A 26,739-nucleotide genomic window follows, 5' to 3' on the forward strand; every position below is an offset into this window, starting at 1 on the left:
AAACTCAGGAGGCGTGCCCGCTGGTCACATCTCGCTCCCAGACGAATCTGTGACGTTAGAATCACGGGCGCAAGTGTTGGTGTCCAGGCTTTAGCTGCCCTCGGTCGCTGCTTTGCAGCGAGGGGAATCGCCTCAAGGCTAGACTCCAGCGTGGAACCGTCTCGTCGAACCCCCTTTTACCCCGCAATGCGTTTGACCCTTTTTCATCGCAGTCTGATCGTGCTGGGGTGCATCCTGGTCGCCGCACCGTTGGTCGTCGTGACCGCCGGCCGCAGTTTGGAATCGATGTACAACTCGCCGGTCATGTGGATCCCGCCGCAGAGCGAGCAGCGACGTCGGTTTTTCGAGTTCGTCGACGACTTCCGCGCGGCCGATGTGATTTTGGTTTCCTGGCAGGGCTGTACGGTCGATGACGAGCGGTTGGATCGGTTCGCCGCGGCGCTCGCTCGTGCCGACGGCGGGCACTCCGGTGTTCACTCCGGCACGTTGTTTGACCGGGTGTTGTCGGGCCGATCGTCTCTTTTGGCGCTCCAGTCACCGCCGCTGGAACTGAGTCGCCGGCAAGCGATGCGGCGTCTCCGTGGATCGCTGATCGGCCCCGACGATGTCAGTTGCGCGATCGCGGTGCTGACGCCCAACGGGGCGGTCCGCCGTGACACCGCGATAGCGATGGTCCGATCCGTGTTGCAGGACGAATTGGAGCTGTCCGCCCAGCAGACCCGCGTCGGCGGAACCCCGGTGATCGGAAAAGCGATCGATGATGCCAGCGTGCATTCGATGCTTTGGCTGTCGCTTCCGTCGACCGCGGTGATCGTTTTGCTGTGCGGTCTGTTCCTGCGGTCGTGGCGGATGATCTTGCTGGTTTTGGGGGTGGGGTTCTTTGGAGAACAATTGGCGATCTCGCTGGTCGAGTTGACCGGCCACACCATGAACGCGGTGTTCGTGGTGATGTCGCCGCTGGTGTTCGTCTTGTCCGCGTCGACGGGCATTCATCTGTGCAATTATTACCGCGACGAAGTCGACGCGCGCGGGCGCTCGGGTGCGGCCGAGCGGATGTTGCGGATCGGATGGAAACCGTGCCTGTTGTCGGCGACGACGACGGCTGCCGGGCTGCTTTCGTTGTTGGTCAGCGAGATCACGGCGGTGCGGCAATTCGCGATGATCTCAGCAGGGTGTGTGTTGCTGACCACCTTGTTGATGTTGCTGACGCTTCCCGGGGTGCTGCAACGATGGCCGCCGGCGACGCGTGTCCGGTCCGGATGGACGGTAAGGTGGCTTTCCCGATTGGCGTCGGTCGTGGCCGGCCGCCGAACGCTGGTTGCCGTTGCCGGTCTGTCGGTCATGGCCGCCGCGGCGCTCGGGCTGGGCCGATTGAGGACGACGGTCCAAGTGTTCGATTTGCTGACCGACGACCATCCGGTCATCCAAGACCATCGCTGGTTGGAATCGCAGGTGTTGCCATTGGTTCCGGTAGAAACGGTCGCGCGATTTGACGCCGCGTCGCCGTTGACGCTGTTCGATCGACTGCGATTGGTCCGCCAACTCCATGCCTCCGCGGCCAGCGGGCCGCCGGCCCGCGGCGCGACGTCGGCGCTGACGTTTCTGCCATCGTTGCCGACCTCCAACAGCGTGCGCGCGTCGGTGCAGCGGACCGTGATCGCTGAACGGTTTTCACGGGATCGCGTTTCCTTGGCGGAGCTGGGGTACTTGCGTGAAACGCCCGAGGCGCAATCGTGGCGGATCACCACACGCGTGCCTGCCTTTGAACAGGTCGACGCTTCGGCCTACCTGTCCGACTTGGCCGCCGCCCACGCCGCAGTCCTCGATCGGGCCGCCGCCAGCCGGGACGACGTCTCGGTGACGGTGACGGGCGTGATGCCGGTCATCGAGAGCGCTCAACAGATGCTGCTGCAGGATCTGATCGGCAGCTTCTTCACCGCGATGTTGGTCATCGCTGCGGTCATCATCATCGCGCTTCGCAGTGTCCCTCTGGGGTTGCTTGCGATGATTCCCAACGTGTTCCCGATCTGCGTGTTGTTCGGGTTGATGGGATGGATGGACCGGCCGCTGGATATTGGCGTGATGATGACGGCCAGCGTGGCGTTGGGGATCGCGGTCGACGACACCGTCCATTTCCTGCTGTATTGGCGCCGAGAGTTGGCCGGCGACACCCGAGCGGCCGTTGCGGTCGCCAGGACGATCACGCATTGTGGAAACGCGATCACGCAAACCACCGTCGTTTGTGGATTGGGATTGCTGGTGTTTGCGTGGAGCGATTTTGAACCGACGCGTCGATTCGCCTGGATGATGTTCTTGCTGCTTTCGGCGGCGCTGGTTGCGGACTTGATGTTGTTGCCGGCGCTGCTGTGCGGGCGGCATCGAAAGGATAGCCGGCTCGATCAGCTCTAATGCGTGTTTGCACCGTCAGGCAGTCCGTAGCTACCTTCGCCAGAAGGTGGATCCCGGGCGTTTTCCACGCTCTGGCGAGCGTAGCTACGTTCGACACGCACCAGAAAAGCTAGGCGTTGCGCCGTGCGACGACGGCGTCGCTGAGGTCTTGCAGCAGCGTGACGCTTTCGTCCCAGCCGATGCAGGCATCGGTGATGCTCAATCCCGGCACCAGATCGCCGTCGGTCAGGCTCTGTTTGCCTTCCAGCAGGTTGCTTTCGATCATCACGCCCATGATCCGCAGATCGCCGTCACTGAGCTGGCTGCACACGTCACGACAGACGTAGCGTTGCCGTTTGGTGATCTTGCGACTGTTGGCATGGCTGCAATCGATCATGATCCGCGCCGGCAGACCGGCTTGGGTCAACAACGCGGAGGCCTCGTCGACGCTGGCGGCGTCGTAATTGGTGTGGATGCCGCCACGCATGATGATGTGACAGTCGCGGTTGCCGGCGGTCGCGAAAATGGCCGACGTGCCCTCTTTGGTCACCGACAGGAAGTGGTGCGGTTGTCGGGCGCTGCAAATCGCATCGACCGCGATCTGGACGTTGCCCGAGGTGCCGTTTTTGAACCCGACCGGGCAGGACAGGCCGCTTGCGAGTTCGCGGTGCCCCTGGCTTTCGGTCGTGCGGGCACCGATCGCTCCCCAGCCCACCAGGTCGGCCACGTACTGCGGGCTGATCAGGTCCAGGAATTCGGTTCCGGTCGGCAGCCCCATCGCATTGATGTCACGCAACAGCCCCCGCGCGGTCCGCAGCCCGCGATTGATCTCGAAACTGTCGTCCAGCCCCGGGTCGTTGATCAGCCCTTTCCAGCCGACCGTGGTGCGTGGTTTTTCAAAGTACACCCGCATCACGATCAGCAACTGTTCCTCGTGCTTTTGCTGTTCGACGGCCAGACGTCGCGCATATTCCAGTGCCGCGTCGGGATCGTGGATCGAGCAGGGGCCGATCACGACCACCAAGCGGTCGTCTTGTTCGGCCAGGATCCGCTGGATGCCGGTTCGGGCATTGAACACCGTTTCGGCGATGTTTTCGTCCGCCGGGATTTCCTGCATCAATTCTTGCGGCGGCATTAATTGCTTGATCGCGCCGATTCGTAAATCGTCAACGGCGAACGATTGGGTGTGTTGTGTCATCGAGCGGTTTGAGGGGGGGAATTCAGGGTTGTCGCTTACGAATCCAATTGTCGGTCACAACCATTGACCATAATTAAAAACATTGGGTTCGGTAGGGACAAATCGGCCGCCGGACCATTGGGCGATGCCCCGATCGAAGGGGCCCGATCGAAGGAGAACTCGACGAGGGATCGGAGTCGACCTGGCGGAAGAATTGCACCCCAAGCCGCCGGACCCGTCAACCCCCGGCGCAGGTGCCTTTGCGTCGGCTGATCTCCGTGCGGTCTCGGCCCAGCTGGACTGCTCGACCGCGACGTCGCTACGCTCGCCAGAGCGTGGTCCCCCCCGGGATCCACCTTCTGGCGAAGGTAGCGACGTTTGCACGACGATCCACTACCAGATGTTGCCCGCGCCGGGGTCGTACGACTCGGCGTCGATGTAGTCGGTTTCAATCTCGTCGGCTTGGAGCTTTCCAAAAAGTTTCAGGTCCGAATCGACTTGAACGATTCCGGCGTCGATCGCCAACGCGTCGGTGCTGATCGCGATCGCTTCGAAGTTGATGCTCAGCGTGGCGTCGGAGAACGTGAACACCTGTTCGAACGCGGCCACGCGGTCGGAGACCGCTTCGGTGTCGCTGGTCAACATTTCGATCGCGTTGGCCTGGTCGGTCAATTGTTGCCGCAGGGTTTCGATTTGGGATTGCTGTTGCGCGACGAGCTCGGTCAGTGCGGCAACTTTCTGCTCCAGCGTGGGCGCGGGTGGTAGCTTGGACTCCACCGTCGGAACCTTCGTTCCCACCGATTCCAGCCGACGGATCGGTTCCGCAGCCGGAGCGGTCATGGCAGCAAACGCGAGCAGTAGGAGTGTGAGAAGGGGGCGTCGTTTCATCGGATCGGATAGGTTGTGGTGGAGAGGGATGTGGAGAGGGATCACGCGGCGGGCATTCGCTGCCATGGATCCGAGCGGACGTTGGTCGCTGACGTTACCGGCAAATCCGGCGTTTTCTGTAAACCGGCCCGCCGCAGGTTGGGGGCAAGTTGACGGGGGGGAGTGCTGGCCGCCTCTAGTGCAGCTTAGTGCGTCTCTGGGAGACGTTGTTGGCGGCAAACCTTGACGGGGACGACTCAGGCGACAAGGCTCACCCAACCACTTCGTCCTTTGACGCGAATCGGCCGGCGTTTCATGAATGGGTCCACCTCGATCAACAAGATGCGACTGGGCATGGCTGTCCTGGCCGGCACCTGCATGATCGCGGTGACCGGCTATGTGATCGCCGGGTGGTCGCTATTGGACGCGGTGTACATGGTGGCGATCACCATCTTTGGCGTCGGTTACGGCGAAGTCCGTCCGGTCGTTGATCCGGGTTTGAAACTGTTTACGCTGGCGGTCGTGGTGGCCGGCTGCAGTAGCGGCATCTATGTCTTGGGCGGGTTCGTCCAAATGATTGCCGAGGGCGAGATCCAACGTGCTTTGGGAGCGAGACGAATGAGCCGTGGTATCGAACAGACGCAGGATCATGCCATCATCTGTGGATACGGACGTGTCGGACGCAGTCTGGTCGCCGAGCTGCGTGAGGCCGGGATCGATCTGGTCGTCGTCGACCGTGACAGCGAGCGGCTGGCCGAAGCGGAACGGGCCGGCATCCTGGTCGTCTCCGGTGATGCATCGGAGGAAGACATTTTGCGACGCGCGGGGATCAGCCGTGCCAGCGTGCTCGCCTCGGTGCTGCCCGGTGACGCGGAAAACGTGTTCGTCACGTTGACCGCGCGCGAGCTGAACGAAACGATCCAGATCATCGCGCGTGGGGAATCCGAAGCGACCGAACGCAAGTTGATCCGCAGCGGTGCCGATCGGGTCGTCCTGCCGACGATGATCGGGGCTTCGAAAATCGCACAGCTGATCGCCTGCCCGACGGTCGAGACGCTCGTCAGCGACGCCAAAGCGTTTTCGCGGATGAACCAGGACCTGGAAGCCTTCGGGTTGGGGATGATGGAAATCCCGATCGGGACCCGGTCGGCGTTGGTCGGCTGCACCATCAAAGACATCGAGCTGACCGGCGATGGCGGGAACGTCGTCGTCGCCATCAATCGTGCCGAAGGCGAAGTGATCCGCAATCCGAAAATGGAAGACGTCGTCGGCGCCGGCGACCGGTTGATCGTGCTGTCGCACAAAGAAGATCTTCCCGCCGTCACCCGTCGCGCCGCTCAGAAAACCGAGCAGATGTCCTATCGCGGCACCAAATACTGAAGTTGGGCTGAGCCCGCTGGGATAGGCTTCCAGCCTGTCTGATCGACCAAGGGTGATCCGCAGGCGGATCGTACTTTTGCAAGCCGGACGCGTTCCCCGCGTATTTGCTGGCGGGGCAGTTACAATCCTGGCTGTCTCATTCCCAGGAGTAACCGTCATGGATCGTCGTCAGTTTGCAATCACCGCGGCCAGCCTCTGCGCCGCCGGTGCATCCAACCCATCCGCATCCGCCCAATCCGCATCCGCCCAATCCGCATCCACCCAGTCAACACCCGAATCGTTTCCGGTCGCGGTCATCGGGCACACCGGTCGCGGCGATTACGGGCACGGCTTGGACACCGTTTGGAAACGCATTGCTGAAACCCCGATTCTTGCGGTGGCCGATGCGAATGCGAGCGGGCGAGCGAAAACGTTGAATAAACTCGGCCTGGCTGATGACGCCGGTTACGCCGGCTATCGAGAGATGTTGGCCAAGGTGTCACCGTCGATCGTTGCCGTCTGTCCACGCCATGTCGACCAGCACCGCGACATGATCCTGGCGTCGATCGAAGCGGGGGCGAAAGGCATCTACGTGGAAAAGCCCTTTGTCCGAACGCCACGGGAAGCCGACGAAGTGTTGGCCGCGTGTGCCAAGCACGGCGCGAAAGTGGCCGTGGCGCATCGCAATCGATACCACCCGGTACTGGACGTGATCGCCGACTTGATCCGGCAGGAACAGATCGGGCGCGTGCTGGAGATCCGCGGCAGGGGCAAAGGGGACCGTCGTGGCGGCGGCGAAGACCTGTGGGTGCTCGGATCGCACGTGTTGAACATGATCACCGCGCTGGCCGGAAAGCCGCAATCGTGCTCCGCGGTCTTGATGCACGACGGTCGTCCGGTGACCAAACAGGACGTCCGGCAGGGCGCCGAGGGACTGGGACCGCTGGCGGGCGACGAACTGCACGCCCGCTTCCTGTTCGATCGCGGGCTGACCGTCTATTTCGATTCGGTCGCCAATGACGGGACGGCCAACCAGGGGTTCGGGTTACAGATCATCGGCAGCAAGGGGACGATCGCCATCTACGCCGATCGCACTCCGCTGGCCTACCTGGCCTCCGGAAATCCCTTCGAGCGTCGCGATCCGCCGCCGCGCTGGTTGCCCATCACCAGTGGCGGCGTCGATGTCCCCGAGCCGAATCCGGAACTGATCCGTCGAGTCCAACACCACGACGTCGCCGCGGCGGATTTGATTCAGGCGATCCGAGACGATCGGGAGCCCCTGTGCAATGCCGCCGAAGCCGCCTTGACCGTCGAAATGATCTGCGGCGTTTTTGAATCACACCGCCAAAACGGAGCGGCCGTGACGTTTCCGCTGGAACAGCGGGATCATCCGTTGTTGCACCTGCCAGGTCGCGGGGTGGGCAAGGGGGATGGTGGGTGACGGTGGGGCCGCTCGCTGACACTTCCCGCTGGCATCGGTTGTGAATGCCAGCCCGTTGCGTGAGCGAGGGGCGGGCGCTGGACGCGAAACACGTTAGGCCACTAGAGCGGCCGTGTTCCGGTTCGTTATTCTGTACCGATGGCAAACAAAAGAGCAAGCGGAAGCGGCCATCGCGGCGGCGACAGCGACCGGTCAGCACGGCTGCACAAGTGGAGCAGTTTGAAAAACGGGCGGTGCGGATGAAGCCGTTGGTCGCCGCCGGCGAGTCGGCCGAGGACGCGGCCGTTTTTGATGACGCCGCCCTCAAGACACTGGCAAAGGAATTGGCCGCCGAAGCAACCGCGGTGCGGAAATCGCGTCATAACGACCCACGGGTTCGCGCCACGCGTTGGAAATGGTGCATCTTGGAGGCCATGCGATTGTGCCGCCGCAAGGCTTGGTTGGGACAGGTCACCGAGCAGCTCGATCAAGCCGAGTCCTGTTGGCCGAGTTGGTTGCCCAAAACGTGGTTGAGTGACCTGCGCGCGGCGGTTTTGCTGCGGCAAGGTGACGTCGAGCAATTTCAACAACAGCGAGCCGACGCGCGGGCGGGGCTGGGTGAGGCGAGCGGGGCCGACGCCGACCTGGCCGACGCCGTCATGATGCTCGGCGCGGCCCAGCGAATGCGAGTGTCCAGCGCCGGAGATCAGTGCGATCATCCTCCGCCGCCTCAAGGATCATGCGGCGATGACGCTCGGGGTTCCGGTCGAACGCGCGGTGATCACCGTTCCCGCGTTTTTCGACGAAAACCAGCGTCAAGCGACACGCCATGCCGGGGAACTGGCGGGGCTCCGGGTGGAACGGATCATCAATGAACCGACCGCGGCGACGCTGGCCTATCATGTCCATGAAGATCGCACGATCAACGTCGTGGTCTACGATTTCGGGGGCGGCACCTTCGACGTTTCCATCGCCCGAATGGAATCCGGCGTGATCGAAGTGATCAGCATTCGAGGCGACACCACTCTCGGCGGCGACGATCTAGATCGCGCGTTGATGAATCACGTCGCCGACCTCTTCCAATCGGAACACGACATCGACTTGCGCGAGGACACGTCAACGCGGTGGCGATTGCTGCACGCGTGTGAGTCTGCCAAGCGTGTGTTGTCGACCGAGGAAACGGTCACCCTGTCCGAAGAATTCATTGCCGAAAAAGACGGCCATCCACTGCACCTGTCCTTGGCCGTTTCACGTGCCGAGTACGAAGCATTGATCGATGACTCGGAGGCAAAGCCCACTTGGCGACCACGCCAGCGTGTCGATGCCCCCCAAGGCGTCGCAGACCCGAACGCGACGTCGCGAGATGGGGCGTCAAAAGAATTGGCCTTGATTGCCAAGGCGATCCGAGTGGCAGATTCGGCCGGTGAAGACGATGCCGCGATTGATGCCGTGGTGCAAGAGATCGAGGATGTGATCTTTTATGTCGAACAGTGACTTTCGTTGCCCCGCTTGCAGGGCCAAGCAACCCTTGCAACCGGTTTGTCGTCGCTGTGAAGCCGATTTGCAACTGCTGGTTCGCGCCATCGAACATTCCGCAGCGCTGGCGGCCCGGTATGAACAAGCCCGTTTTCGATCCGACCCTCACGCAATGGACTCGGCGGCTCGGCTAATCGCTTTGCTCGATCCCAAGCAATTGGCGGCGCTGCGTTGCGATGCCGACCAAGCGTAAAAACACTGTATGCGGGGATCACGGTGTGCGGGGATCACGGTGTGCGGGGGCTTTCGCCGGCCGCAACCTTTGCCTCTTCGACGTGATAGAAACGCTTGCAGTTGGTGCAGAACAGGTACCAGGCGAAATGGTACGCCGCGTTCGCCTTATGCTTTTTCGGGATCCGTTTCTCAAGCGGGTGTCCGCAGGCCCGGCAGGGATCGCCCGACTGCTTGGGCTTGCCGACCGAGGTCGCCGTGGCGCCCGGCCGCAAGGTACCGTTCGGCGTCGCAGTGGCGTTGGAGGGGGCAGTGGCGTTCGGTTTGGGCGCGGCGTTCGGTTTGGGCGCGGCGGCTCGGGCGGTGGCCGCGACGGCCTTGCTTTTCCGTTGGTTGACTTGGGATCGAAACCCATCGTCGACCGCCAGTGAGGTCGCTTGTCGTGCTTCGCCGGCCAACTGATCACAGCGGTGGTTGTCTTGGATCCCCGAATGACCCTTGATCCAGATCACTTCGATGTCGTGCTTGAGGTATTGATCGAGAAACCGTTCCCACAGATCGACCGCACGCGAACGTTTTCCTTTCCATTTCGTCGACGCCCGGCGGAACAGCAACCCGGTGTTGACGGTGTCGACCAGGTAGCGTGAATCGCTGTGCAGGCGAACGCGACAGGGACGCTTGAGCGCTTCGAGCCCGACGACGGCGGCCATCAATTCCATCCGTTCGACGGTCGTTTGCTGAAATCCGCCGCTGAGTTCTTTGTGATGGTCGCCGAACCGCAGCACGACGCCATAGCCTCCCTTGCCGCCCTCCCTTTCCGCACCGCCGTCGGTAAAGATCGACACACGGCCGGTCGGATCGCTGTCGTTGTTTGGGGGCAGGTAGATGAGTTCCAGTTCGGGAGACCGTGCGAAGGAGTACAACAATTCGCGACGGATCTCGGTCGCATCCATTCCGCGGCCGACTTCAAAAGGCAAAAACGCCAACGAATGAAGTCCACGCCGCAGCGTTTCGTCCAGAATGGCCTTGGAGAGCGTCTTGAAATCTCGGGTCCGCAGTTCGCTGTTGGGATGGACTCGCGAGGGGGCCAGGAACACGGCCGTGGAACGCTCGGTCGTCGGCGGCAGGACCAAGACTTCGCCGGGACGAATGTCGCCGGAATCGAACAACTGCTCGTAGGCCGGCACCACATCCGCGAATGCCGCCCAGCAGCGACGCATCGCCTCGGTCGGTTCCCCGGCGATGCAGTGGATGTCCACGACCAACGCGTCCGTCGGCAGTTGCGTCAATGCAGTGCTAGAAAATCGGAGCATCAGCGAGCGGGCGACGTCGGCAACAAAGTGATCGAACAAGAGAAGAGACCCGTATTGTTCGGCACCGGCGAGGCGATGTCCAGGCGGATCGGTTTTGCAAGGCTGCGGATGTGACAGAAAGTTCCGCGATCGAGGTGCCCCAATCCGTGAGCCCCTATCCATGAGCCCCGTTCTGCATGGTTCGCTCGCCGCCGCGGTTCTGGTTATGTTGTAGCGTCCAAAGCCGTGGGAAATGAATCACGACCTCCGAAGCGACCATGCATGTTCTGTTCGTTCATCAAAACTTTCCCGCCCAGTTCGGGCAGATCGCGAACCATTTGGTCCACCGGCACGGTGGGCAATGTACGTTTGCCTCATGCCACGGCGGCGAAATCGATGGCGTCGGCCGCGTGCTGTACCAACCGCAAAGCGGAGCGCGGGCGGAAACGAATTTCTGTAGCCGAACGTTCGAAAACCAGGTTTGGCATTCGACCGCCCTGTTCGACGCATTGCGGCAGCGTCCAGATGTCCAACCCGACTTGATTGTCGGGCACAGCGGAATGGTGTCCACGCTGTACCTGCGTGAGCTGTATGACGTGCCGATCATCAATTACTTCGAATTCTTCTATCGCACGCACAACAGTGACATCGACTTTCGATCCGATCTTCCGCCCTGCGACGCCCCCACGCTGCTGCGGGCACGGACGCGAAACGCGATGCTGTTGCTGGACCTGGAAAACTGTGACGCCGGTTATGCGCCCACCGCGTTTCAACAGTCTCAGTTGCCGGCGGAGTTCCGACCCAAGGTGCGTACGATCTTTGACGGGATCGATACAGATTTCTGGAAACCTGTGGGAAATCCGTCGCGGCGGATCGGCGGGGTCGAGATTCCGCCGGGCCATCGCGTGTTGACCTACGTCAGTCGCGGCATGGAGTCGATGCGCGGGTTCGATATCTTCATGCAAATCGCCGATCGAGTGTGCCAAACGCGATCGGATGTGACCGTGCTGGTCGTCGGCGAGGACCGCATCGTCTACGGTGGCGATGCCCGATTCACCGGCGGCAAGACATTCAAGCAATGGTTTCTCGACCGCCATCGGATCGACCTGTCGCGCATTCATTTTCTCGGGCGTGTCCGTCCGTCGGAGCTTGTGCAGGTGTTTTCTCTCTCGGATGTCCATCTGTATTTGACGGTGCCGTTTACATTGAGCTGGTCGTTGTTCAACGCCATGAGTTGTGGCACGCTGGCGATCGGCAGCGCGACGGCACCGGTCCAAGAGTTGATCGAGGACGGAAGGAACGGCCTGTTGGTCGATTTTTTTGCGATCGACCGCTGGGTGGAACGTGTGCTGGAAGTGCTGGAGGATCCGTCCGCATTCGATCCGCTGCGCAGGTCGGCTCGGCAGACCATTCTGGATGCCTACACGTTACCCAAGTGCTTGGACAAGATGCTGGATCTCTATCGCGAGGTCGGCGTGGGCGTCGACGCGAACCCGGGGACGCGGCCATGATTCTCTTGCTCGGTGGCGGCGGCTACGTGGCTTCGGTATTTGCCAAGGGCTTGTCGCGGCGGGACATGGCCTTTCGCGCCGTTTCGCGTCGACAGTGCGACTTCACTCGCCGCGATCAATTGGTCGAATTGATCGATGACACCCGGCCGTCGTTTTTGATCAACGCCGCCGGCTACACGGGCAAGCCCAACGTGGAAGCCTGTGAACAGCACAAGGCGGAATGCCTGCTGGGAAACGCCGTCCTTCCAGGAATCGTCCGCGAGGCTTGTCAGATGCGCGGGCTGCCCTGGGGACATGTTTCGTCGGGGTGCATCTACAACGGCGTGCGGCCTGACGGATCCGGGTTTCGCGAAATCGATCGGCCGAACTTTTGCTTTCGTCGGCCACCATGCAGTTTCTATTCGGGCAGCAAGGCGCTCGGCGAAGAATGCCTGGCCGGTGCGGAGAACGTGTTCGTGTGGCGGTTGCGAATCCCGTTCAGCCATCGCGACGGGCCACGCAACTACCTGTCAAAAATGATGCGGTACGATCGCTTGCTGGACGTGACCAACTCGTTGGCCGACATCGATGAATTCGTTGATGCGTGTTTGCATTGTTGGATCCACCGCGTCCCGTTTGGGACCTACAACGTCGTCAATTCCGGCAGCGTCACGACCCGCGACGTCGTCGATCTGATCCGGCAGCGGCGACTCAGCGACCGTCGGTTTCGTTTCTTTCGTGACGAAGCCGAGTTTATGCAGGCGACAACGGGTGTGCCACGGTCCAGTTGCGTGCTGGACAACTCGAAACTGCGGGCGACCGGTTTTCCGATCCGGCAGGTTCACGAGGCGATCGCCACGGCGCTGGACCGCTGGCGTCCGGCCACCTAACTGGATGACGCCACTTCGACGTAGCTACGCTCGCCAGAGCGTGGAATACCTCAGGATCCACCTTCTGGCGACGGTAGCTACGATTGACCGTTAAAGGTGCGCTGTCCGGCCAGACCAACGAGGGTGTGCCATCGGTGACCAAGCGGTGTGCACATCGTCACTCGCTGGCCTTGCAATCAGTACCCCCACTCTTCCGCAGGTCCGGTTCCCCAGGGCGTGATGGTGACGCAGTTTTGCACGGTTCGGACACCACCGGCGGACCACGCCATCCGTTCAACTTCGGCAAGTTCGCTCAGGGAGTGGACATCGCCGGTGATGGTCACGGTCGAATCCTCGACTTCCACGGTCAGGGCTCGGGCGTTCAGCATGGCGCTGCGGCGCAAGGCCGATTCGATGGTTTCTTGGATGTCAGTGGTCGCCCCCGGCGGGGCAACACAAACATCATTGGTGATTCGTTGCACGCCACGGAGGTGACGCAGGACCCGATCGACGGCAGCTTTTTGGTAACGATGCTCGACCGAACCGGACACTTTGATCCAGCCGTCTTCGACGGATAATTGCAGCTCCGAATCGGGCACTTCACTGTCCCATTGCAGGGCGTGTACCGCCGCGGCGGCGATCTCCTCGTCGTCACGCACGTGCGTGTCCGATGGACGCACTTGGATTTCATTGGCAACCGCCCGCACGCCGTGAACCCGTTTGGCGACTTCTTCGGCGGTATGTTTCAGCGAATACACCGGGACGTGACCGGCCAGCGTCACCACACCGTCCTTTGCGGTCACACCGATCTGTGCGGCTTCGACACTCGGTTCCCATTCCAGTTCGTCCAACACGTCGCGTTGCAGATGCGCGTCCGTTTTCACTTCGATGGTCTTTTTCATGATCCCCGTCACCTCCTTTGGCCCGGGAACACACCGTTTCCACGGACCTCATTGGTACCTTCGGACTGTGCTTTCGCCACGCCCCGCTGGGGCAACCGTTTCGCTTGATGAACGCGGGGACGCAGCCCGGCCGACAGGGTGCAAGTCGTGTGCCAGTCGAGCGGGCGCCGCCGTGACCTGCACGAGCCGCGCCGGCCCGCGCTCGCCAATCAGTTGGATCCGCGTCCCCGCGGGTAACCGATCTCGGAGCTGCCCGATCAGAACCTGTTTCTCTAAAACGACCAAGGCACGCTCCTGCTCGGCGATGAATTCTCCGAGACCTTCGGCGTTTCGGTCATCAAAGTGCCGAACGTCGTTGCGTTGAAGATAAAACGGGACTTCGGAAAACTCATGCGAAAGCGTGGCAATCGCGGAGCAGGCAATCGATGGAAGTTTGGCATGCACCGGAGAGGTTGCGGCGAAGACCGTTTGCTGACGACTGTAGGCAGGTACGATTTGATGCATCACCATCACCGCCAACAACAGGGCGAGCGCCGAAGACGATCCCCAGGCATACCTGAATTGATGTCGATCGGCGATCATCAGTAAGCTTCCCACTAGCAGCGACGTCCAGACCACGATCCAGGCGTAATCCGCGATGGAAATATTGGGTCGCGAAAGTGCCATGAATGCAGAGAATCCGATGCCGGCAAAACAGGTCGCGGCGGTTGCGGTTCGTGCCGACCAAAAACGTGCAAACCATTCGCGTGGACTGGTTGCCGCGTGTCGGGTGGCATAAACAAGATAGTGACCGATCATCACCGATAGGGCAGGAGCCATCGGCAACAAGTACGTGGGCAACTTGCACTTGGCGACCGAAAAAAAGACAAAACACCATCCGCTCCAAAGCATCAGAAAGCCCAACACCGGCGGACGGTTCTGTGACGCCGACCGCGCCCGTGACGAAAGAAAACTGATGTAGGGAATCGTCAGAAACGTCCACGGGTGGCCGGCCAACAAGAGCACGGGAACAAAATACCAAACCGGTCGTGAATGGAATTCGCCCGCAAACCGCGCCAGGTTGTGACGGTAAAAGAACTCGTTCATGAACGAGGCGTCTTGCATCGAAACGGCGATCAACCAGGGGGCGGTGATGGTGACGACAACGGCGAACAGCAAGCAGTAATGCCGAATCCGCGGCGCGAAATACGATTCCGTCAGCCAGCTGAAAGCGATCAAGGGAGGTAGCAAGAGTACCAACGCCAGCGGCCCCTTCGTCAGAAACGCCAAACCACAAAAGATGGATGCGGCCAACCACCAGCCCGGATGCACTGTCCGCTTGCCCGCGGCCGGCTTGATCGCTTCATAGACGCTGAACAACGAGAGCGTGGTCAACAGCGTCAACACACCGTCGATCAAAAGATACCGGCTGGTGAAGACGAATCCGACGGACAGCATCAGGACGCCGGAGGCGTACAGACCGATTCGGCTGCCCAAATTGCGATTGCCAAACCACATCGTCGCCATCAACGTCCCCAGCGCCGCCAACACCGGAACCAACCGCGCCGACCATTCACTGATTCCGAACACCCGATAGCTGATCGCACACAACCAGTACAGCAGCGGCGGCTTGTCATAGTAGGGCTGGAAGTTGAGCTGTGGCAGAATCCAATTCCCGCTGACAAGCATCTCTCGCGGTATTTCGGCGTAACGCGTCTCATCGCGATCGATCAACGGGTAGCCGAGATTTGAGAATAAGAACAGTGCCGCAACGAACAGCAGCAATGCGTGCAGGATTGAAAACCGACCGGCCCCCACTGCGCGGGTCGCCGTGACCGGGAATTGAGCCGTGTTCCACCAATAGCGGGTCAGTTCGCCAAGCACCGTCGGAATCTGGGCCGCCGAAACCGTGCTGGCGCCTCCCGCACGCGGTCGGTGGGACACGCCCACTTCAACCACCGAATGCCCCCGCCTTTTTGCCTCCGTCAATAGTTCGGAGTTCACCAGGAAACCTGCGGTGGAAATCGTTAGACGTTGCACCACCTCGCGGCGAAACAGCTTGAGCGCACAATCCACGTCGCGGACTTCGGTGCCCAGCAAACATCGGACGAGGGTGTTGTAGACGCGGGAGTAAAAACATCGTAACCAGCTATCTTTGCGGTCGATCCGGTACCCGCAAACGATGTCGTATCGCGCGGACAAAAAGATCAAACGATCCAATTCGGTCAGATCGAATTGGCAGTCCGCATCGCTGAACGCCACCAAATCGCTCGTTGCCGCCGCGAGACCATTTCGCAGTGCGGCCCCATAGCCCAGGTTGCCGTCATGCCGGATCAGCCGAATCGCAGGATTCGCCGCCGCGGCCTGATCGACCAACGCCGCAGTGCCGTCGGTGCTGCCGTCGTCGACCACGATGATTTCGTATCGATCCGTCAGTCCGGCCAGTGCCGCTTCCGCTTCGGCAATCGACTGGCCGATTACCTCCGCTTCATTCCAGGCCGGCAAGACCAGCGTGAGACTGGGTGGCCGATTCGGCGCGGCCGCGATGATCGACGGGTTGTCGGACGGGTGACTCGATTGGGTGAAGGGTTGCATCCTTGCGGTCCTTAAGTACGAAGGAGTTAGTAGTTGGGTTTGTATGATTGCCGGTTTTTCGACACAAGATCAGATGTCAGCGCGAAATGTGAACAGGCGGCCTTCGGTGGAATAGAACGTGATCCAAAGTTGGTTCCCCCGAACGAGAAGCCAGCAGAACCCGGCGGTTGCCTTGGCGAAAACCGTCTGTTCGGTCCAGCTCGTGCTGCGCAGCTTGCTTCCGCTGCCGCTGACGACCTGCAGCCAACCCTGCCCCGAATCATTCAATTGCAAATCGTGATCGTGTCCTGACAAGTAAAGGTCCACGGCATGCTCGCGCAGCAATGCCGGCAGGGTCTCGGTGAGGGCCGAATCGGGACGGTGTTTTCCTCCGGTGATCACCGGATGATGCCCGAGGACGATCTTGAACGTTGCGTCGCTTTGATCGAGTTGGTCGTCCAGCCAGACTAATTCTTCTTTGCCCAGGTCGTCACGGTTGGCAATCAAATGAGTGTCGATCACGAACAGATCGATCGCGGTCTGCCCGGCCCGGTGGCGGATCGAATAGTGATTCTCCGGCATCGTCCAACGGTCGCTCCGCTCGGTGTACTGCGTCTGTGCTTGGGGGTTTCCACGATGGTCATGGTTTCCCAGGCAGATGTAGAACGGGAAAGGAAATGAACGTTCGTCAAACAGGGTTTCGAAATCCGTCTGGAATCGCGGGTCATCGATCGAATCGACGCCGCGTTCATAAAAATTATCCCCAAGCAACACGGCGGCGTCGGGCGCGACCATGCCCGAAAGCCGTCTCATTGCGGCCACGACCTCGGTTCGTTGCGGCGATTCATCTCCGGTGTCTCCCACCACCAACAAGCTGAATTCGGATTCCGGATCGATCACCGGCGGTGCCTCGCCGATCTCAACCGCTTTTTCGCCCAGCGTGACGATGATCCACTGATTGTGCGCCGCGACTCGAAAGCCGACGTAGGCCATCATCGTCAGCACAAGCGCCGCGACGATTCGTTTGGCAAACCCCTTCATTTAGCTCCCTCAGCAATCGGCAAGTTTGGAAGACGACAAACTGGCCGCAAATCCACGTTTCAGATGGGGCGGCGGAGGTTCGTCCACTATGGGTTTAGTATTTAGGCGTGGCAGAAAGGTTTCGATCGCTGTTGTTGTGTGGCGAGATCAATCGTCGACGTCGCGTTGCAATTCGTTCAGGTCGTGCCGCGCGTCGAATCGTTCATAGTCACGCACCGAGACCCCGAAATCGTGCAAAACTTCCGCACTCCACGTCGGCCAGGGCGAAAGGCGTGCGCGCGACGAGGCGAGCAGATTGACGGGCAACCAGAGTTGAGACGCGAGCAGTACGACCAACAACAGGGATCCGATCGCCAGCGACCCGCGAAGTCGGGCGTGGGATGAGCTGCGGTCGCACGTCGATTCGGACTGTGCAAGCAGGCGTTCGGTGCGGCGAATGATGGCGCTTTTGCGACGTCCGAACGCGAGTGTGCACGTGGGAGCGGTGGTGTTCTGTTCGGCGATTCTTGCCAGTGTTTTCAGGTAGTCGGCGATCGTGCCGCCGTTGCCGGCGGCGACTTCATCACAATGAAATTCTCGCGTCAATTCGGCGTTTCGGGCGGCCCACCACACTGCCGGATGAAACCATAGCAGCGCGTTGCAGCTGCCTTGTAAAAAATGCTGCAGCGGGTGGTTGGTTCTCAGGTGTTCCAGTTCGTGCAGTATCACGTGACGCAACACGCCTTCATCTTCGCGCAACAAGCAGCTCGGCAACACGATCGTCGGACGCTGCAGCTGCCAGCAGAACGGTCCATGCATTTCAAAGGAAACCAGCCATCGCAGGTTCTTGGGCAATGCGTCTTGCGTTTCGAGTGGCAGACCCGCAATTTCTTCGTCGGTCATCTCGCGACAACGCTGCGAAAAGAATTGGGACAGGACGATCATGCGAACGAGACGCTGGAGCAGGACGTAAGCAAAGCCGACGATCCAGACGGCCGCGGCGATCTTGAGCGTCCAAGCCTGCGCCGCCAGCACGGTTCGTGCGGCAGCGTTGCTCAGGTCGTTGCTCAAGCCGTCGCTGTGCATCAACCGCAGGTGGGGAAACAAGAATCCGGCAGCAACCAAACCCAGGATCGACAGAAACCCGATCGTCCACAGCCGACAGACGGCTGCCGCCTGGTCAACAGATCGCCCCAGCAGCACCACGGCGGTCACGACGATCAGCACCTGCAGCGGTACGCTGGCAACGGCTTCGAATAACTGTGACGCATTCATCGGCGGCGTTCCGCTTTGGCGGCCGCTTTTTTGACCGCCGCGATGTCTTCGGCGGAAACCTGGTCACTGTTGAGCAGGCTGAGCACCAACGATTGAACCGACCCGCCGAACAGACGGTCGGTCAATTCGTGAATCATCCCGTGCCGCACCTGTTCACGCGTCACCGCGGCGGAATACGTGTAGGCACGTCCTACTTTTTCGCCGCGACAGACGATGCCTTTTTCTTCCAGGATTTTCATCGTGGTCATGACGGTCGTGTAGGCCAAGTCACGATCGATGGCCTCGACGACGTCATTGACGGTGACGCTTTCGCGGTCCCAGACGACGTCCATGACCTCGGCCTCGCACTTGGTGATCTGAGTTCGGGACAAGGGACAGGTTCCTGTAACGGCGGGATGATGATGGATGCGGGAAACAGATACATTCGATCATCGGCGCAATTTGGCCGATTCGTGGTACAGACGCAGGTCGATCTGTTCGGTCAGGAAACTGACATGACCGTCGCCCCACAAAAAATTCGCCCCGCCGGGATGACGGCTGGAAAAATCGCATTCATCGGCGACCGGGCTGTTGATGCCTTCGAGCGCCGACCCGACCAGCCGCGCCGCGGCGTCTTCGCCGGACAAGTCCACGCCCAGCCAGGTCGAGGGAACCTGGGCCATGGTTCGTTCGCCGACCACCAGCGTGACGCTCAATCCGCGCCTGAAGTCACGAAATCGCGTCTGTCGGTTCTCAAGGAATGCTCCGTCGCCGACCGGCGCGGGGATTGCATCGTCCGGCTCCAACGTGCCAAACACGCCGACATAATTTGCCGTCGGCAATTCGACCAATTCAGCGGGGGCAATTGCAACGGCATGGTCCCCCAGGGAATGTGATTCGTCGTCGTCCCCGTCATCGGCGAACAGCACGAACTGCCGTTCGGCAATGTCCGACGGGCACAGCAGGAGCGCCAGCGAGGTGTGACGGACCGCTTCGTGGCGTGGATCCAAAACCGATTGGTCGGTTTCAATACGGTCGGCAAGGGCCGGCTGACCCAGCAGCGGCAGAATCGGGACGGCCCATCCGTACGCGGTTTCCGATCGCGGATCAAACGCCCAACCGGCCGGTAGATGTCGTTGCGAGTGATGATGGCTGTGCAGTGCCAGCCCGATTTCGCGAAAATGCTCGACGCACTGAACTCGCCGCGCGGATTCACGAACGCTGCCGACCGCAGGCAGCACCAACCCGGCCAACGTGCCGATCACGGCCACCGTCACCAGCAATTCGAGCACCGTCAGTGCCCGCCGCCGCCCGTTGTGCTGGTGTGATCGGCACACACGTAGACGAGGGCGTTGGTCCGCGGGAAGGATTGGCTGCATCGGCGACATCCGTGACCGAGTGAGAATCGAGAAAAACAGATTCTACGAACGGATTAGTTTTTAGGCAATGCCGACTTTCCCACGCATCGTCAATCAATCTCCCTTGCGACGCAACAGTTTTGATAGCACATCCAACCGATGTTGCGACGATTCGGTCCGTCGATTCAATCGCCGAAGGTACTCGTATTCATCGACCAGGATGCGTTCGAATTCGGGTTCCCAACGCCGGACCAATAGCGGGCCGAATAACAACGCCGCATCGCGATCGACCGATTTGTAGGCCGGGTCGGGGCAGTTGCCGTTGCGCTGAAACCGCAGGATCACATAGCGGAGGCGTCCGATCACCAGCTGCTCGTCGACTAGATGAAACCCACTCCGCAACGCCCAATCCCGAACGGCTTCGGGACGGCGATTGGATTGCAAAACCAGATCCGCCGGAACCCGGTCGGGATGCGACTGGAGGATTCGCGTGATCAGTTCCCCGCCCATGCCGCAGATGCTTAAGCTGTCCGCTTCATCCGGATTCAAACCGGCCAGCCCGTCGGCCAGGCGAACGTCGGCGTTCAATCCGGTCAGCGTCGAGCGTGAATTGTCGAAAGGACGTTGATTCACTTCGATCGCGATGCCTCGCTGGATGCGACCGGCCGTCAGCAACGCCTTGAGCAGGTGCCCGTGGTCGGATCCGATGTCGGCGTGCACGGTGCTGCGAATCTGTACCGCCACCGCTTTCAGGCGGTCATCCAGTTTCGGCATCGCGTCACTTTCCGCTCTGCTGATCAGCGGGCGTCACGCGGATCGAATTGGACCGCTCGGGATTCCAATCGACGGGGCGGCCCTGCTGTTGCGCGGCCAGCCAATTCAGTGCGGCCTGGTGAACGATTTCGTGGCCGCCGTCAAAGATCGTCAGCCGCGTCGTTCCAGCGGTTCGCCGAAAAATCGGTCCATGGTCGCCGTACAGCGAATCCGGCATCGCCTCGTTGGACGGCTGCAACGACTCAGGAACCGAGCGTGTCTGATACATCGCATCGATCGCGTCAACGATGATCCTGGCCTCCGCGGGAACAGCGGCATTGAAGGCATGCATCGAGTGCGTGAATGGGACACTGCCTTCGCGTCCATCGTTGATGCCATGATTCAGGTCCAGCGGAGGCAGACGATCCGCTTTGGCGATCCAATTCAACGGCGACCGATGCCAGGCGGCGTCACGAAGGTCTGGCGAGTCGCCCGGTGCGCCACCAAGCACCGCTTCGATCATCGTGGCGTAGCGATCAAACGGTGTTCCCTTGCATTGGCCGTGCCACGCCGCGATATCGGAGATTCCACACCAAGCGGACACCCCCGCCCACAACTTTGGCTCACGTGCCGCCATCAACATCGATGCATGTCCGCCACCGGAAACACCGACACAGTAAATTCGACTCGCATCGATCGAAGTCTCGGACTTGGCGAATTCGACAGCGCTGCGAATATCGGCGACGACAAGGTCCGACCCCATCGCCGGCGGCGTTTTGTTGATGCCGCGAAAATTCGGATGGAGGAAGGCCCAGCCGGCTTGCTGGCACCAGTTCGCATACTGGGCTTCACCGCCGGCTTGGCGATAGTCGCTGGACCAGGTGTGCAATGCGACCAGCAAAGGGACTGGCCGTTCGGACCGGGGAGTCCAAATCAACGTCGGCTGCATCGAATCGTCGCCGTCGGATCGATAGGTCGCTTCGCGGACGCCCTCGGGGTATCCGGGAACCTGCGCGGCGGCGTGCAAACCAAACGGAACCATCGCGACGGCGATCAGGATGGCAGCATATTTAAAATTCAACATTAAGACAGTGGGGCTCCGGGCCGTGTAAACTGCAGGTCACGCCATGGTGTCGGCTTGCGATTGCCGCCAGAATCACTTTTAAGTTCAACGTTTGGATATGCTACACCGTTCAGCCCGATTCATGTCCCTGGCATTGATTTTTCTGGGATCGATTTCGTTTGCAAACGATCCGATCGACGTCTGGCCCAGGCCGGGTGGGTGAAGACCGCGCAAAGACGCAAGGCCGCAAAGAAGTCAGGTTGGGTCGGGCGAAAATCAGCGTCCCAACGTCGTGATGATCATCGTCGATGATTTGAACGACTTGCCGCTCTCTCCGGACGGAAAGCCGCGGATCAAGACGCCGAACACGCAACGCATCCGGATCAGCTCTCACGTCCGCGTGCAAGGCAACCGCGTGGTGGGAACGCTCGCGAACGTGCCGCCGGCGCAATCCAATTTAGAAGGCAATGCGGTTCCATTTGATTCCGGGAATTGGAATCGCTATCGCATCCGCGTGGTCGATGGGCGTTGCCGCGTTTGGATCAATCACCGATTGCACAGTGACGTGGTCAAGACATCCGATAAGGACGTCGGGGTGATCGGTTTTGATTTCCCCGGAGTTGACGAGCCCACGCTCAGCGTGAGAGCGTCTCGCGTGCGAAGGCTGACGTTCAATTAACGCTCGCTGTGTGCGGGGGACAAGCAAATGTCGGGCAGCTAACGTGGCAAGTCTCTCGCTTCGGCGTAGGGGCGTCGTGAGAGTGCGGCTTCGCCGACGCGTTGGATGGCCAGGATGAAGGCGGCGGTCCGCAGGTCGACGTCGCGTTGCTTGGCCACCGCGGCCACGGATTCACAGGCCTTCCGCATGTGGCTGGACAGCTCGTGTCGGATCCGCCCCAGTTCCCACTGGAACTGTTGGATGTTCTGTGCCCATTCGAAATAGCTGACCGTCACGCCGCCGGCGTTGGCCAGGATGTCGGGGACGACCAGGATGCCGCGGCGGCGAAAGGTCTCGTCGGCTTCCGGCATGGTCGGTGAATTGGCCGCTTCGATGATGATGCTCGCTCGGACGTCTTCGGCGTTGTCTTTGGTCAGCACGTCGCCGAGTGCGGCGGGGACCAGCACGTCCGCGTCCCACGTCAATACGTCGTCGCTGTTGAATGCGTCACCGCCGGGAAACCCGGCGACGCTGCCACGCTGGGCGGTCCACGCAGCCAACTGGTCAACATCCAGTCCTTCTTTGTTACAAACGCCGCCGGCGTGGTCCCCGACCGCGACAATCTTGGCGCCCACTTCGGCCATCGTCCGTGCTGCATGACTGCCGACGTTTCCGAAACCCTGCAACGCGACGGTCACCTCCGAGATCGATTTGTTTTGCCGGCGGAGCATCTCCTCCAGCACGATCGTCACGCCGCGGCCGGTCGCCTCCTCGCGGCCTTCGGATCCGAACAGGTGCAACGGCTTGCCCGTGACCACTCCGGGCGAGAAGCCTTGGTACTTGGAGTATTCGTCCATGATCCAGCCCATGATTTTGGCGTTCGTGTTGACGTCCGGGGCGGGGATGTCGATCGTCGGACCGATGACCTCCTTGATTTGGCCGACGAAGGTCCGCGTGATCTCATTCAGCTCACGTTCGCTCAAGTCGCTCGGGTCACAATTGATACCGCCTTTCGCTCCCCCGTAAGGAACGCCCACCACCGCGGTTTTCCAGGTCATCAGATTCGCCAACGCCGTCGCTTCGTCTTCATCGACCGACGGATGGTAACGCAGTCCGCCCTTCATCGGCCCGCGGACCCGGCTGTGTTGGACACGGTAGCCGGTGTGCTTGATCAGCTTGCCTTCGTCACTCTCGGTGACCAAACCGACTTTGACGATCCGCAGCGGGCAGAGCAGGATGTCACGCACCCGGTCGGAAAGGCCCAAGACATTGGCGGCATGGCGAAAATAGGCGCGGCTTTCTTCTAACATCGAAACGGTCCCGAGGAGTGATACGCGGTGGTTGCCCTTTTAGTCTATTCACTTTGGGCGAGCGAGAATGACCTTTCGACACCGCATGGGCTGGCGATTCACACAACCGTTCGTGACTGTTTGCGTGACGTTGTGGTGGCGGAGCGGTTGGGGAGGAAAGGCAGAATGATTCGGGGCAGAATGATGCCAGTGGAGGATCGCCGCCAGCGGTGATATCTGAAGGGCTGGCAAAACGATGGGGCAAAATGATGGAGATCGACGCACCATCGTTCTCCCAACTCCCAACTCCCAACTCCCAACTCCCTACCCCGCATCAAACCCTTTCCAGCGGACAAAGCCTTCGATGGCTTGGTACTGGGCCAGCCCCAATTGATCGTAGATCTGTGCGGTTTGAGCGTTCCGTGCTTCGGCGCGTTGCCAGAACTCGCGCGCGTCCGAACCTGGGAACAGGGCACGGTCTTTTTGCGATTCGTGTTTGAAGATCGCGTCGCGTTTGCGGTCGACTTCTTGGGGGCTGAGCGGCACGGCCATTTCGATTTCGTGCGGCGCCCATTCCTGCCAGGCACCGCGATAGAGCCAGACGGCGGTCGAGGCGAACCAGTCGTCGTGGCGACATTCTTCGCAGGCGGCAAAGATGACGTCTAGGCAAGTGCGGTGGGTTCCGTGCGGGTCACTCAGGTCACCGGCGGCGTAGATTTGGTGCGGCTGCACTTGTCGCAGCAGGTCGACCGTGATTTGAGTGTCTCGCTCGCCGATCGGCTTTTTACGCACCGTTCCGGTTTCGTAGAACGGCAGGTCCAGGTAGTGCAGGTGTTCGTCGCGCACGCCGCAGACGCGTGCCCCCGCGGTCGCTTCGCCACGTCGGATCAGCCCTTTTAGTCGTTGGACTTCGTTGATGTCGATGCTGCCGGAGGCTTTGTCGCGGATGGCACGAATCATCATCTCGGTCAGACGCTGGATGTCGTCGTTAAGCACCTCGAATTCACGGCAGAAATCGGCGGCGAATTCCGCGAACCGCAACGCGTCTCCGTCGAAGACGGCCAGATTACCGGAGGTTTGGTAGGCGACGTGGATTTCATGCCCCTGGCCGGCCAACCGTGTCAGCGTGCCACCCATCGAGATCACGTCGTCGTCGGGGTGTGGCGAAAACAGGATGATGCGTTTGGGGAACACCGTCTCGGGCGTGTCCGGTTTGCCGGCCGGCCAGCCCGTGATCGTGTTTTGCAAATGGCGAAACACGCTCAGATTGATTTCGTAGGCCGTTCCGTATTCGGCCAACAGACCTTGCAAACCGTTGGCGTTGTAATCGGCGTCGGTCAACATCAGCACGGGCTTTTGGACCGATTGCGAAAGCGCGATCACGGCTCGGCGGACCATCACGTCGTCCCAGAAAACTTCGCCGACCAACCAGGGCGATCGGATTTCGGTCAAATTCGCCGCGGCGGCTGAATCGAGAAAGAATTCGACGTCGTCATGTTGCTGCAGAAACGTCGCCGGAACCGCCGGCGCGATTTCGCCTTCGACCGATCGGGCGACGATCGACGCTTTGCCTTCGCCGAAGGCCAGCAAGATGATCCGTCGCGCATCCAAGATCGTCCCGACACCCATCGTGATCGCTCGCCGCGGCACGTTTTCGACGCCGAAGAAATTGCTGGCCGCATCGATCCGCGTCATGGCATCGAGTGTGATCGGCCGCGTGCGCGAATCGGTGCCCGAACCGGGTTCGTTGAAACCGATATGCCCGGTGCGTCCGATACCCAGGATCAGCATGTCGATGCCGCCCAGTTCGGCGATCTCGTTCTCGAACTTCAGGCAATACTCCGACAGCTCGTCCTGGGGCGTCGTGCCGTCGGGGATGTGGATTTGATCTCGCGGCAGGTCGATGTGATCGAACAGGTGTTCGTTCATGAATCGCACGTGGCTTTGCAGCGATTCCGGCCCCATCGGCAGGAATTCATCGAGCACAAAGACGGCCACGTTGGCAAACGAGAGGCCTTGTTCGCGGTGCATTCGGACCATCGCGGAGTAGACGTTCACGACGCTCGATCCGGTCGCCAGTCCGAGCACACAGGTGCGTCCCTCGGCGGCGCGGCTGCGAACGAGCGTGGCGATCTCGAGCGCCGCGGCTTCGCTGGCATTGCTCGCTTCGGGAAAGACTCGATAGGGGATCGATGACGTGGTCGCCGCGTGCGAATACGCCTTCAGTTTGCGTCTATCTCTTCTCATGCTGTCGTTCATTGCTGCAGTTTGGATGATCGTGCCCTGCCAGTTGTCTTGCATGCTGTGCCGCGCCGAGCATTCCGGCGTCATTGCCCAACGTGGCGAAATCGATTTCCAGGGTCGATCCGGTTTGGACGAGTGACAAACGGGCCATTTCGTCATGGATCGTTTTCAGGAATCGCTTGCCGGTTTGTGTCCGGTTGCCGCCGAAATTGACCGCGCCGCCGAGCAGCACGACCGAGGGGTCGGCGATCTGGGCCAGCATGGCGATCGCCTGGCCGAGGTGCACGCCGGTCCGGCGAACGGTTTCAATCGCGATCGCATCGCCCGATTCGGCCGCATCGGAGATGGCTTCCGGCGTCAGGTCGGCGGTATCGCGAAGCGCCGACGGTTGGTCGGATTGTTCGAGTTGTTCGACGGCGGTTTGGACGATCCCCGCGGCGCCGGCGTAGGCTTCCAAGTGTCCGTCACGCCCGCATCCGCAGCGCCGCGCGTCGGGACCATGATCGATGGTGACGTGTCCGATTTCGCCGCCACAGCCGTGGCTGCCGTTGATCGGTCGTCCGGCGACGATGATGCCGCCACCGATCCCCGTCCCCAGCGTTAAAAACGACAGGGAATCCGTGCGGTGCCGGCCGAAGCTGGATTCACCGAGCGCCGCGGCGTTGGCATCGTTGATCACCGCCACGGGCTTTTCAAAGACGCGGGCCAGTTCCTGATGGAATCCGATGCCGTGCCAGGAATGCAGGTTGGCCGTTTCCATCAACGTGGCCGTCGCTTCGTCGATCACCCCGGCCATGGCCAGTCCGACCGACTGCAAATCGTCAAACGTCGCATCATTCTGACGCAACGCTTCGATCACAAACTCTCGCGCCTGGCGAAAAACGTCCCTGGGTTCTTCACAATGGGCGGTAGAGATTTGGTCGCGGGCAACCACTTCGTCGCCGTACAACAATCCCAGCTTGACCGAAGTGCCGCCGAGGTCGATTCCCATGACGAATGACGGGGGAGCGTCGGTACGGTTTTCGTCTGAATTCATCTTCGGTTGCAATCGGCTAGGCGAACATTCATCGGGCATG

At 60.8% G+C, this 26,739-nt stretch carries 22 protein-coding genes; 8 read left to right on the top strand and 14 right to left on the bottom strand.

Annotated elements, in window-relative coordinates; all coding sequences use genetic code 11:
* Positions 1-186: 186 nt before the first annotated feature.
* A complete protein-coding gene (locus tag H1B37_RS00210; protein WP_182864595.1) occupies positions 187-2,409 on the top strand; it encodes an efflux RND transporter permease subunit in 2,223 nt (740 codons plus the stop codon).
* A gap of 109 nt (positions 2,410-2,518) precedes the next feature.
* Here H1B37_RS00210 and H1B37_RS00215 read toward each other — a convergent pair whose 3' ends face one another.
* Together H1B37_RS00215 and H1B37_RS00220 are read right to left on the bottom strand one after the other, a co-directional pair.
* Positions 2,519-3,586, bottom strand: coding sequence for a 3-deoxy-7-phosphoheptulonate synthase (locus H1B37_RS00215; RefSeq protein WP_182864596.1), 1,068 nt, complete (start codon positions 3,584-3,586; stop codon positions 2,519-2,521).
* A gap of 372 nt (positions 3,587-3,958) precedes the next feature.
* Positions 3,959-4,453: a hypothetical protein gene (locus H1B37_RS00220; protein ID WP_182864597.1), complete on the bottom strand. Its 495-nt coding sequence runs from the start codon at positions 4,451-4,453 to the stop codon at positions 3,959-3,961.
* A gap of 294 nt (positions 4,454-4,747) precedes the next feature.
* Between H1B37_RS00220 and H1B37_RS00225 the strand changes: the two genes are divergently transcribed.
* From H1B37_RS00225 to H1B37_RS00240, 4 genes are all read left to right on the top strand, one after another.
* Positions 4,748-5,812 carry a potassium channel family protein gene (locus H1B37_RS00225; protein WP_182864598.1) on the top strand — a complete coding sequence of 355 codons (1,065 nt, stop codon included), beginning with the start codon at positions 4,748-4,750 and terminating at the stop codon, positions 5,810-5,812.
* Between the two features lie 157 nt (positions 5,813-5,969).
* Positions 5,970-7,232: a Gfo/Idh/MocA family protein gene (locus H1B37_RS00230; RefSeq protein ID WP_182864599.1), complete on the top strand. Its 1,263-nt coding sequence runs from the start codon at positions 5,970-5,972 to the stop codon at positions 7,230-7,232.
* Positions 7,233-7,958: 726 nt separating this feature from the next.
* Positions 7,959-8,705: an Hsp70 family protein gene (locus tag H1B37_RS00235; RefSeq protein ID WP_286177240.1), complete on the top strand. Its 747-nt coding sequence runs from the start codon at positions 7,959-7,961 to the stop codon at positions 8,703-8,705.
* Positions 8,692-8,940 carry a hypothetical protein gene (locus tag H1B37_RS00240; RefSeq protein WP_182864600.1) on the top strand — a complete coding sequence of 83 codons (249 nt, stop codon included), beginning with the start codon at positions 8,692-8,694 and terminating at the stop codon, positions 8,938-8,940. Before H1B37_RS00235 ends, H1B37_RS00240 begins: the two co-directional genes overlap by 14 nt.
* A 34-nt stretch (positions 8,941-8,974) precedes the next feature.
* Here H1B37_RS00240 and H1B37_RS00245 read toward each other — a convergent pair whose 3' ends face one another.
* Complete coding sequence (locus H1B37_RS00245; protein ID WP_220497970.1) at positions 8,975-10,231, bottom strand: RNase H family protein; 1,257 nt, start codon at positions 10,229-10,231, stop codon at positions 8,975-8,977.
* A gap of 257 nt (positions 10,232-10,488) precedes the next feature.
* On the opposite strand from H1B37_RS00245, the gene H1B37_RS00250 reads away from it, so the two are divergent.
* Entirely contained in the window at positions 10,489-11,721 is a 1,233-nt protein-coding gene (locus tag H1B37_RS00250; RefSeq protein WP_182864601.1) for a glycosyltransferase, read from the top strand.
* Positions 11,718-12,590 carry an SDR family oxidoreductase gene (locus H1B37_RS00255; protein ID WP_182864602.1) on the top strand — a complete coding sequence of 291 codons (873 nt, stop codon included), beginning with the start codon at positions 11,718-11,720 and terminating at the stop codon, positions 12,588-12,590. Before H1B37_RS00250 ends, H1B37_RS00255 begins: the two co-directional genes overlap by 4 nt.
* Before the next feature lie 176 nt (positions 12,591-12,766).
* Here the strand turns inward: H1B37_RS00255 and H1B37_RS00260 are convergent, their stop codons facing one another.
* The 8 genes from H1B37_RS00260 to H1B37_RS00295 form a co-directional block, all read right to left on the bottom strand.
* Positions 12,767-13,471 (bottom strand): BON domain-containing protein, encoded by a 705-nt coding sequence (locus H1B37_RS00260; RefSeq protein WP_182864603.1) that lies wholly within the window; start codon positions 13,469-13,471, stop codon positions 12,767-12,769.
* A 48-nt stretch (positions 13,472-13,519) separates the two neighbouring features.
* On the bottom strand, positions 13,520-16,045 hold the full coding sequence (locus H1B37_RS00265) for a glycosyltransferase (protein WP_182864604.1): 2,526 nt from the start codon (positions 16,043-16,045) through the stop codon (positions 13,520-13,522).
* Positions 16,046-16,114: 69 nt separating this feature from the next.
* The gene (locus H1B37_RS00270; protein WP_182864605.1) at positions 16,115-17,065 is read right to left on the bottom strand and encodes a metallophosphoesterase; all 951 of its coding nucleotides are present in this window, start codon (positions 17,063-17,065) and stop codon (positions 16,115-16,117) included.
* A 147-nt stretch (positions 17,066-17,212) separates the two neighbouring features.
* Positions 17,213-18,319: a M56 family metallopeptidase gene (locus tag H1B37_RS00275; protein ID WP_182864606.1), complete on the bottom strand. Its 1,107-nt coding sequence runs from the start codon at positions 18,317-18,319 to the stop codon at positions 17,213-17,215.
* Positions 18,316-18,690: a BlaI/MecI/CopY family transcriptional regulator gene (locus tag H1B37_RS00280; RefSeq protein ID WP_182864607.1), complete on the bottom strand. Its 375-nt coding sequence runs from the start codon at positions 18,688-18,690 to the stop codon at positions 18,316-18,318. The genes H1B37_RS00275 and H1B37_RS00280 overlap by 4 nt, the downstream gene beginning before the upstream one ends.
* 57 nt (positions 18,691-18,747) lie before the next feature.
* Positions 18,748-19,677, bottom strand: a complete 930-nt coding sequence (locus H1B37_RS00285) for a DUF1559 domain-containing protein (protein WP_182864608.1) — start codon at positions 19,675-19,677, stop codon at positions 18,748-18,750.
* 93 nt (positions 19,678-19,770) lie between these two features.
* Complete coding sequence (locus tag H1B37_RS00290; protein WP_182864609.1) at positions 19,771-20,430, bottom strand: tRNA (adenine(22)-N(1))-methyltransferase; 660 nt, start codon at positions 20,428-20,430, stop codon at positions 19,771-19,773.
* 4 nt (positions 20,431-20,434) lie between these two features.
* A complete protein-coding gene (locus H1B37_RS00295; protein ID WP_182864610.1) occupies positions 20,435-21,493 on the bottom strand; it encodes an alpha/beta hydrolase family protein in 1,059 nt (352 codons plus the stop codon).
* Positions 21,494-21,767: 274 nt separating this feature from the next.
* Between H1B37_RS00295 and H1B37_RS00300 the strand changes: the two genes are divergently transcribed.
* Positions 21,768-22,151 carry a 3-keto-alpha-glucoside-1,2-lyase-like domain-containing protein gene (locus H1B37_RS00300; protein ID WP_182864611.1) on the top strand — a complete coding sequence of 128 codons (384 nt, stop codon included), beginning with the start codon at positions 21,768-21,770 and terminating at the stop codon, positions 22,149-22,151.
* A 38-nt stretch (positions 22,152-22,189) separates the two neighbouring features.
* On the opposite strand, the gene H1B37_RS00305 is transcribed toward H1B37_RS00300, so the two are convergent.
* The 3 genes from H1B37_RS00305 to H1B37_RS00315 all read right to left on the bottom strand — a co-directional run bounded on the left by H1B37_RS00305 (position 22,190) and on the right by H1B37_RS00315 (position 26,699).
* On the bottom strand, positions 22,190-23,440 hold the full coding sequence (locus H1B37_RS00305) for a Glu/Leu/Phe/Val family dehydrogenase (protein ID WP_182864612.1): 1,251 nt from the start codon (positions 23,438-23,440) through the stop codon (positions 22,190-22,192).
* 303 nt (positions 23,441-23,743) lie between these two features.
* Positions 23,744-25,666: a glucosamine-6-phosphate deaminase gene (locus H1B37_RS00310; RefSeq protein WP_182864613.1), complete on the bottom strand. Its 1,923-nt coding sequence runs from the start codon at positions 25,664-25,666 to the stop codon at positions 23,744-23,746.
* Positions 25,653-26,699 (bottom strand): ROK family protein, encoded by a 1,047-nt coding sequence (locus H1B37_RS00315; RefSeq protein WP_182864614.1) that lies wholly within the window; start codon positions 26,697-26,699, stop codon positions 25,653-25,655. Before H1B37_RS00315 ends, H1B37_RS00310 begins: the two co-directional genes overlap by 14 nt.
* Between the last annotated feature and the right edge of the window lie 40 nt (positions 26,700-26,739).

The organism is Stieleria mannarensis, from assembly GCF_014154935.1.
Classification (GTDB): domain Bacteria; phylum Planctomycetota; class Planctomycetia; order Pirellulales; family Pirellulaceae; genus Stieleria; species Stieleria mannarensis.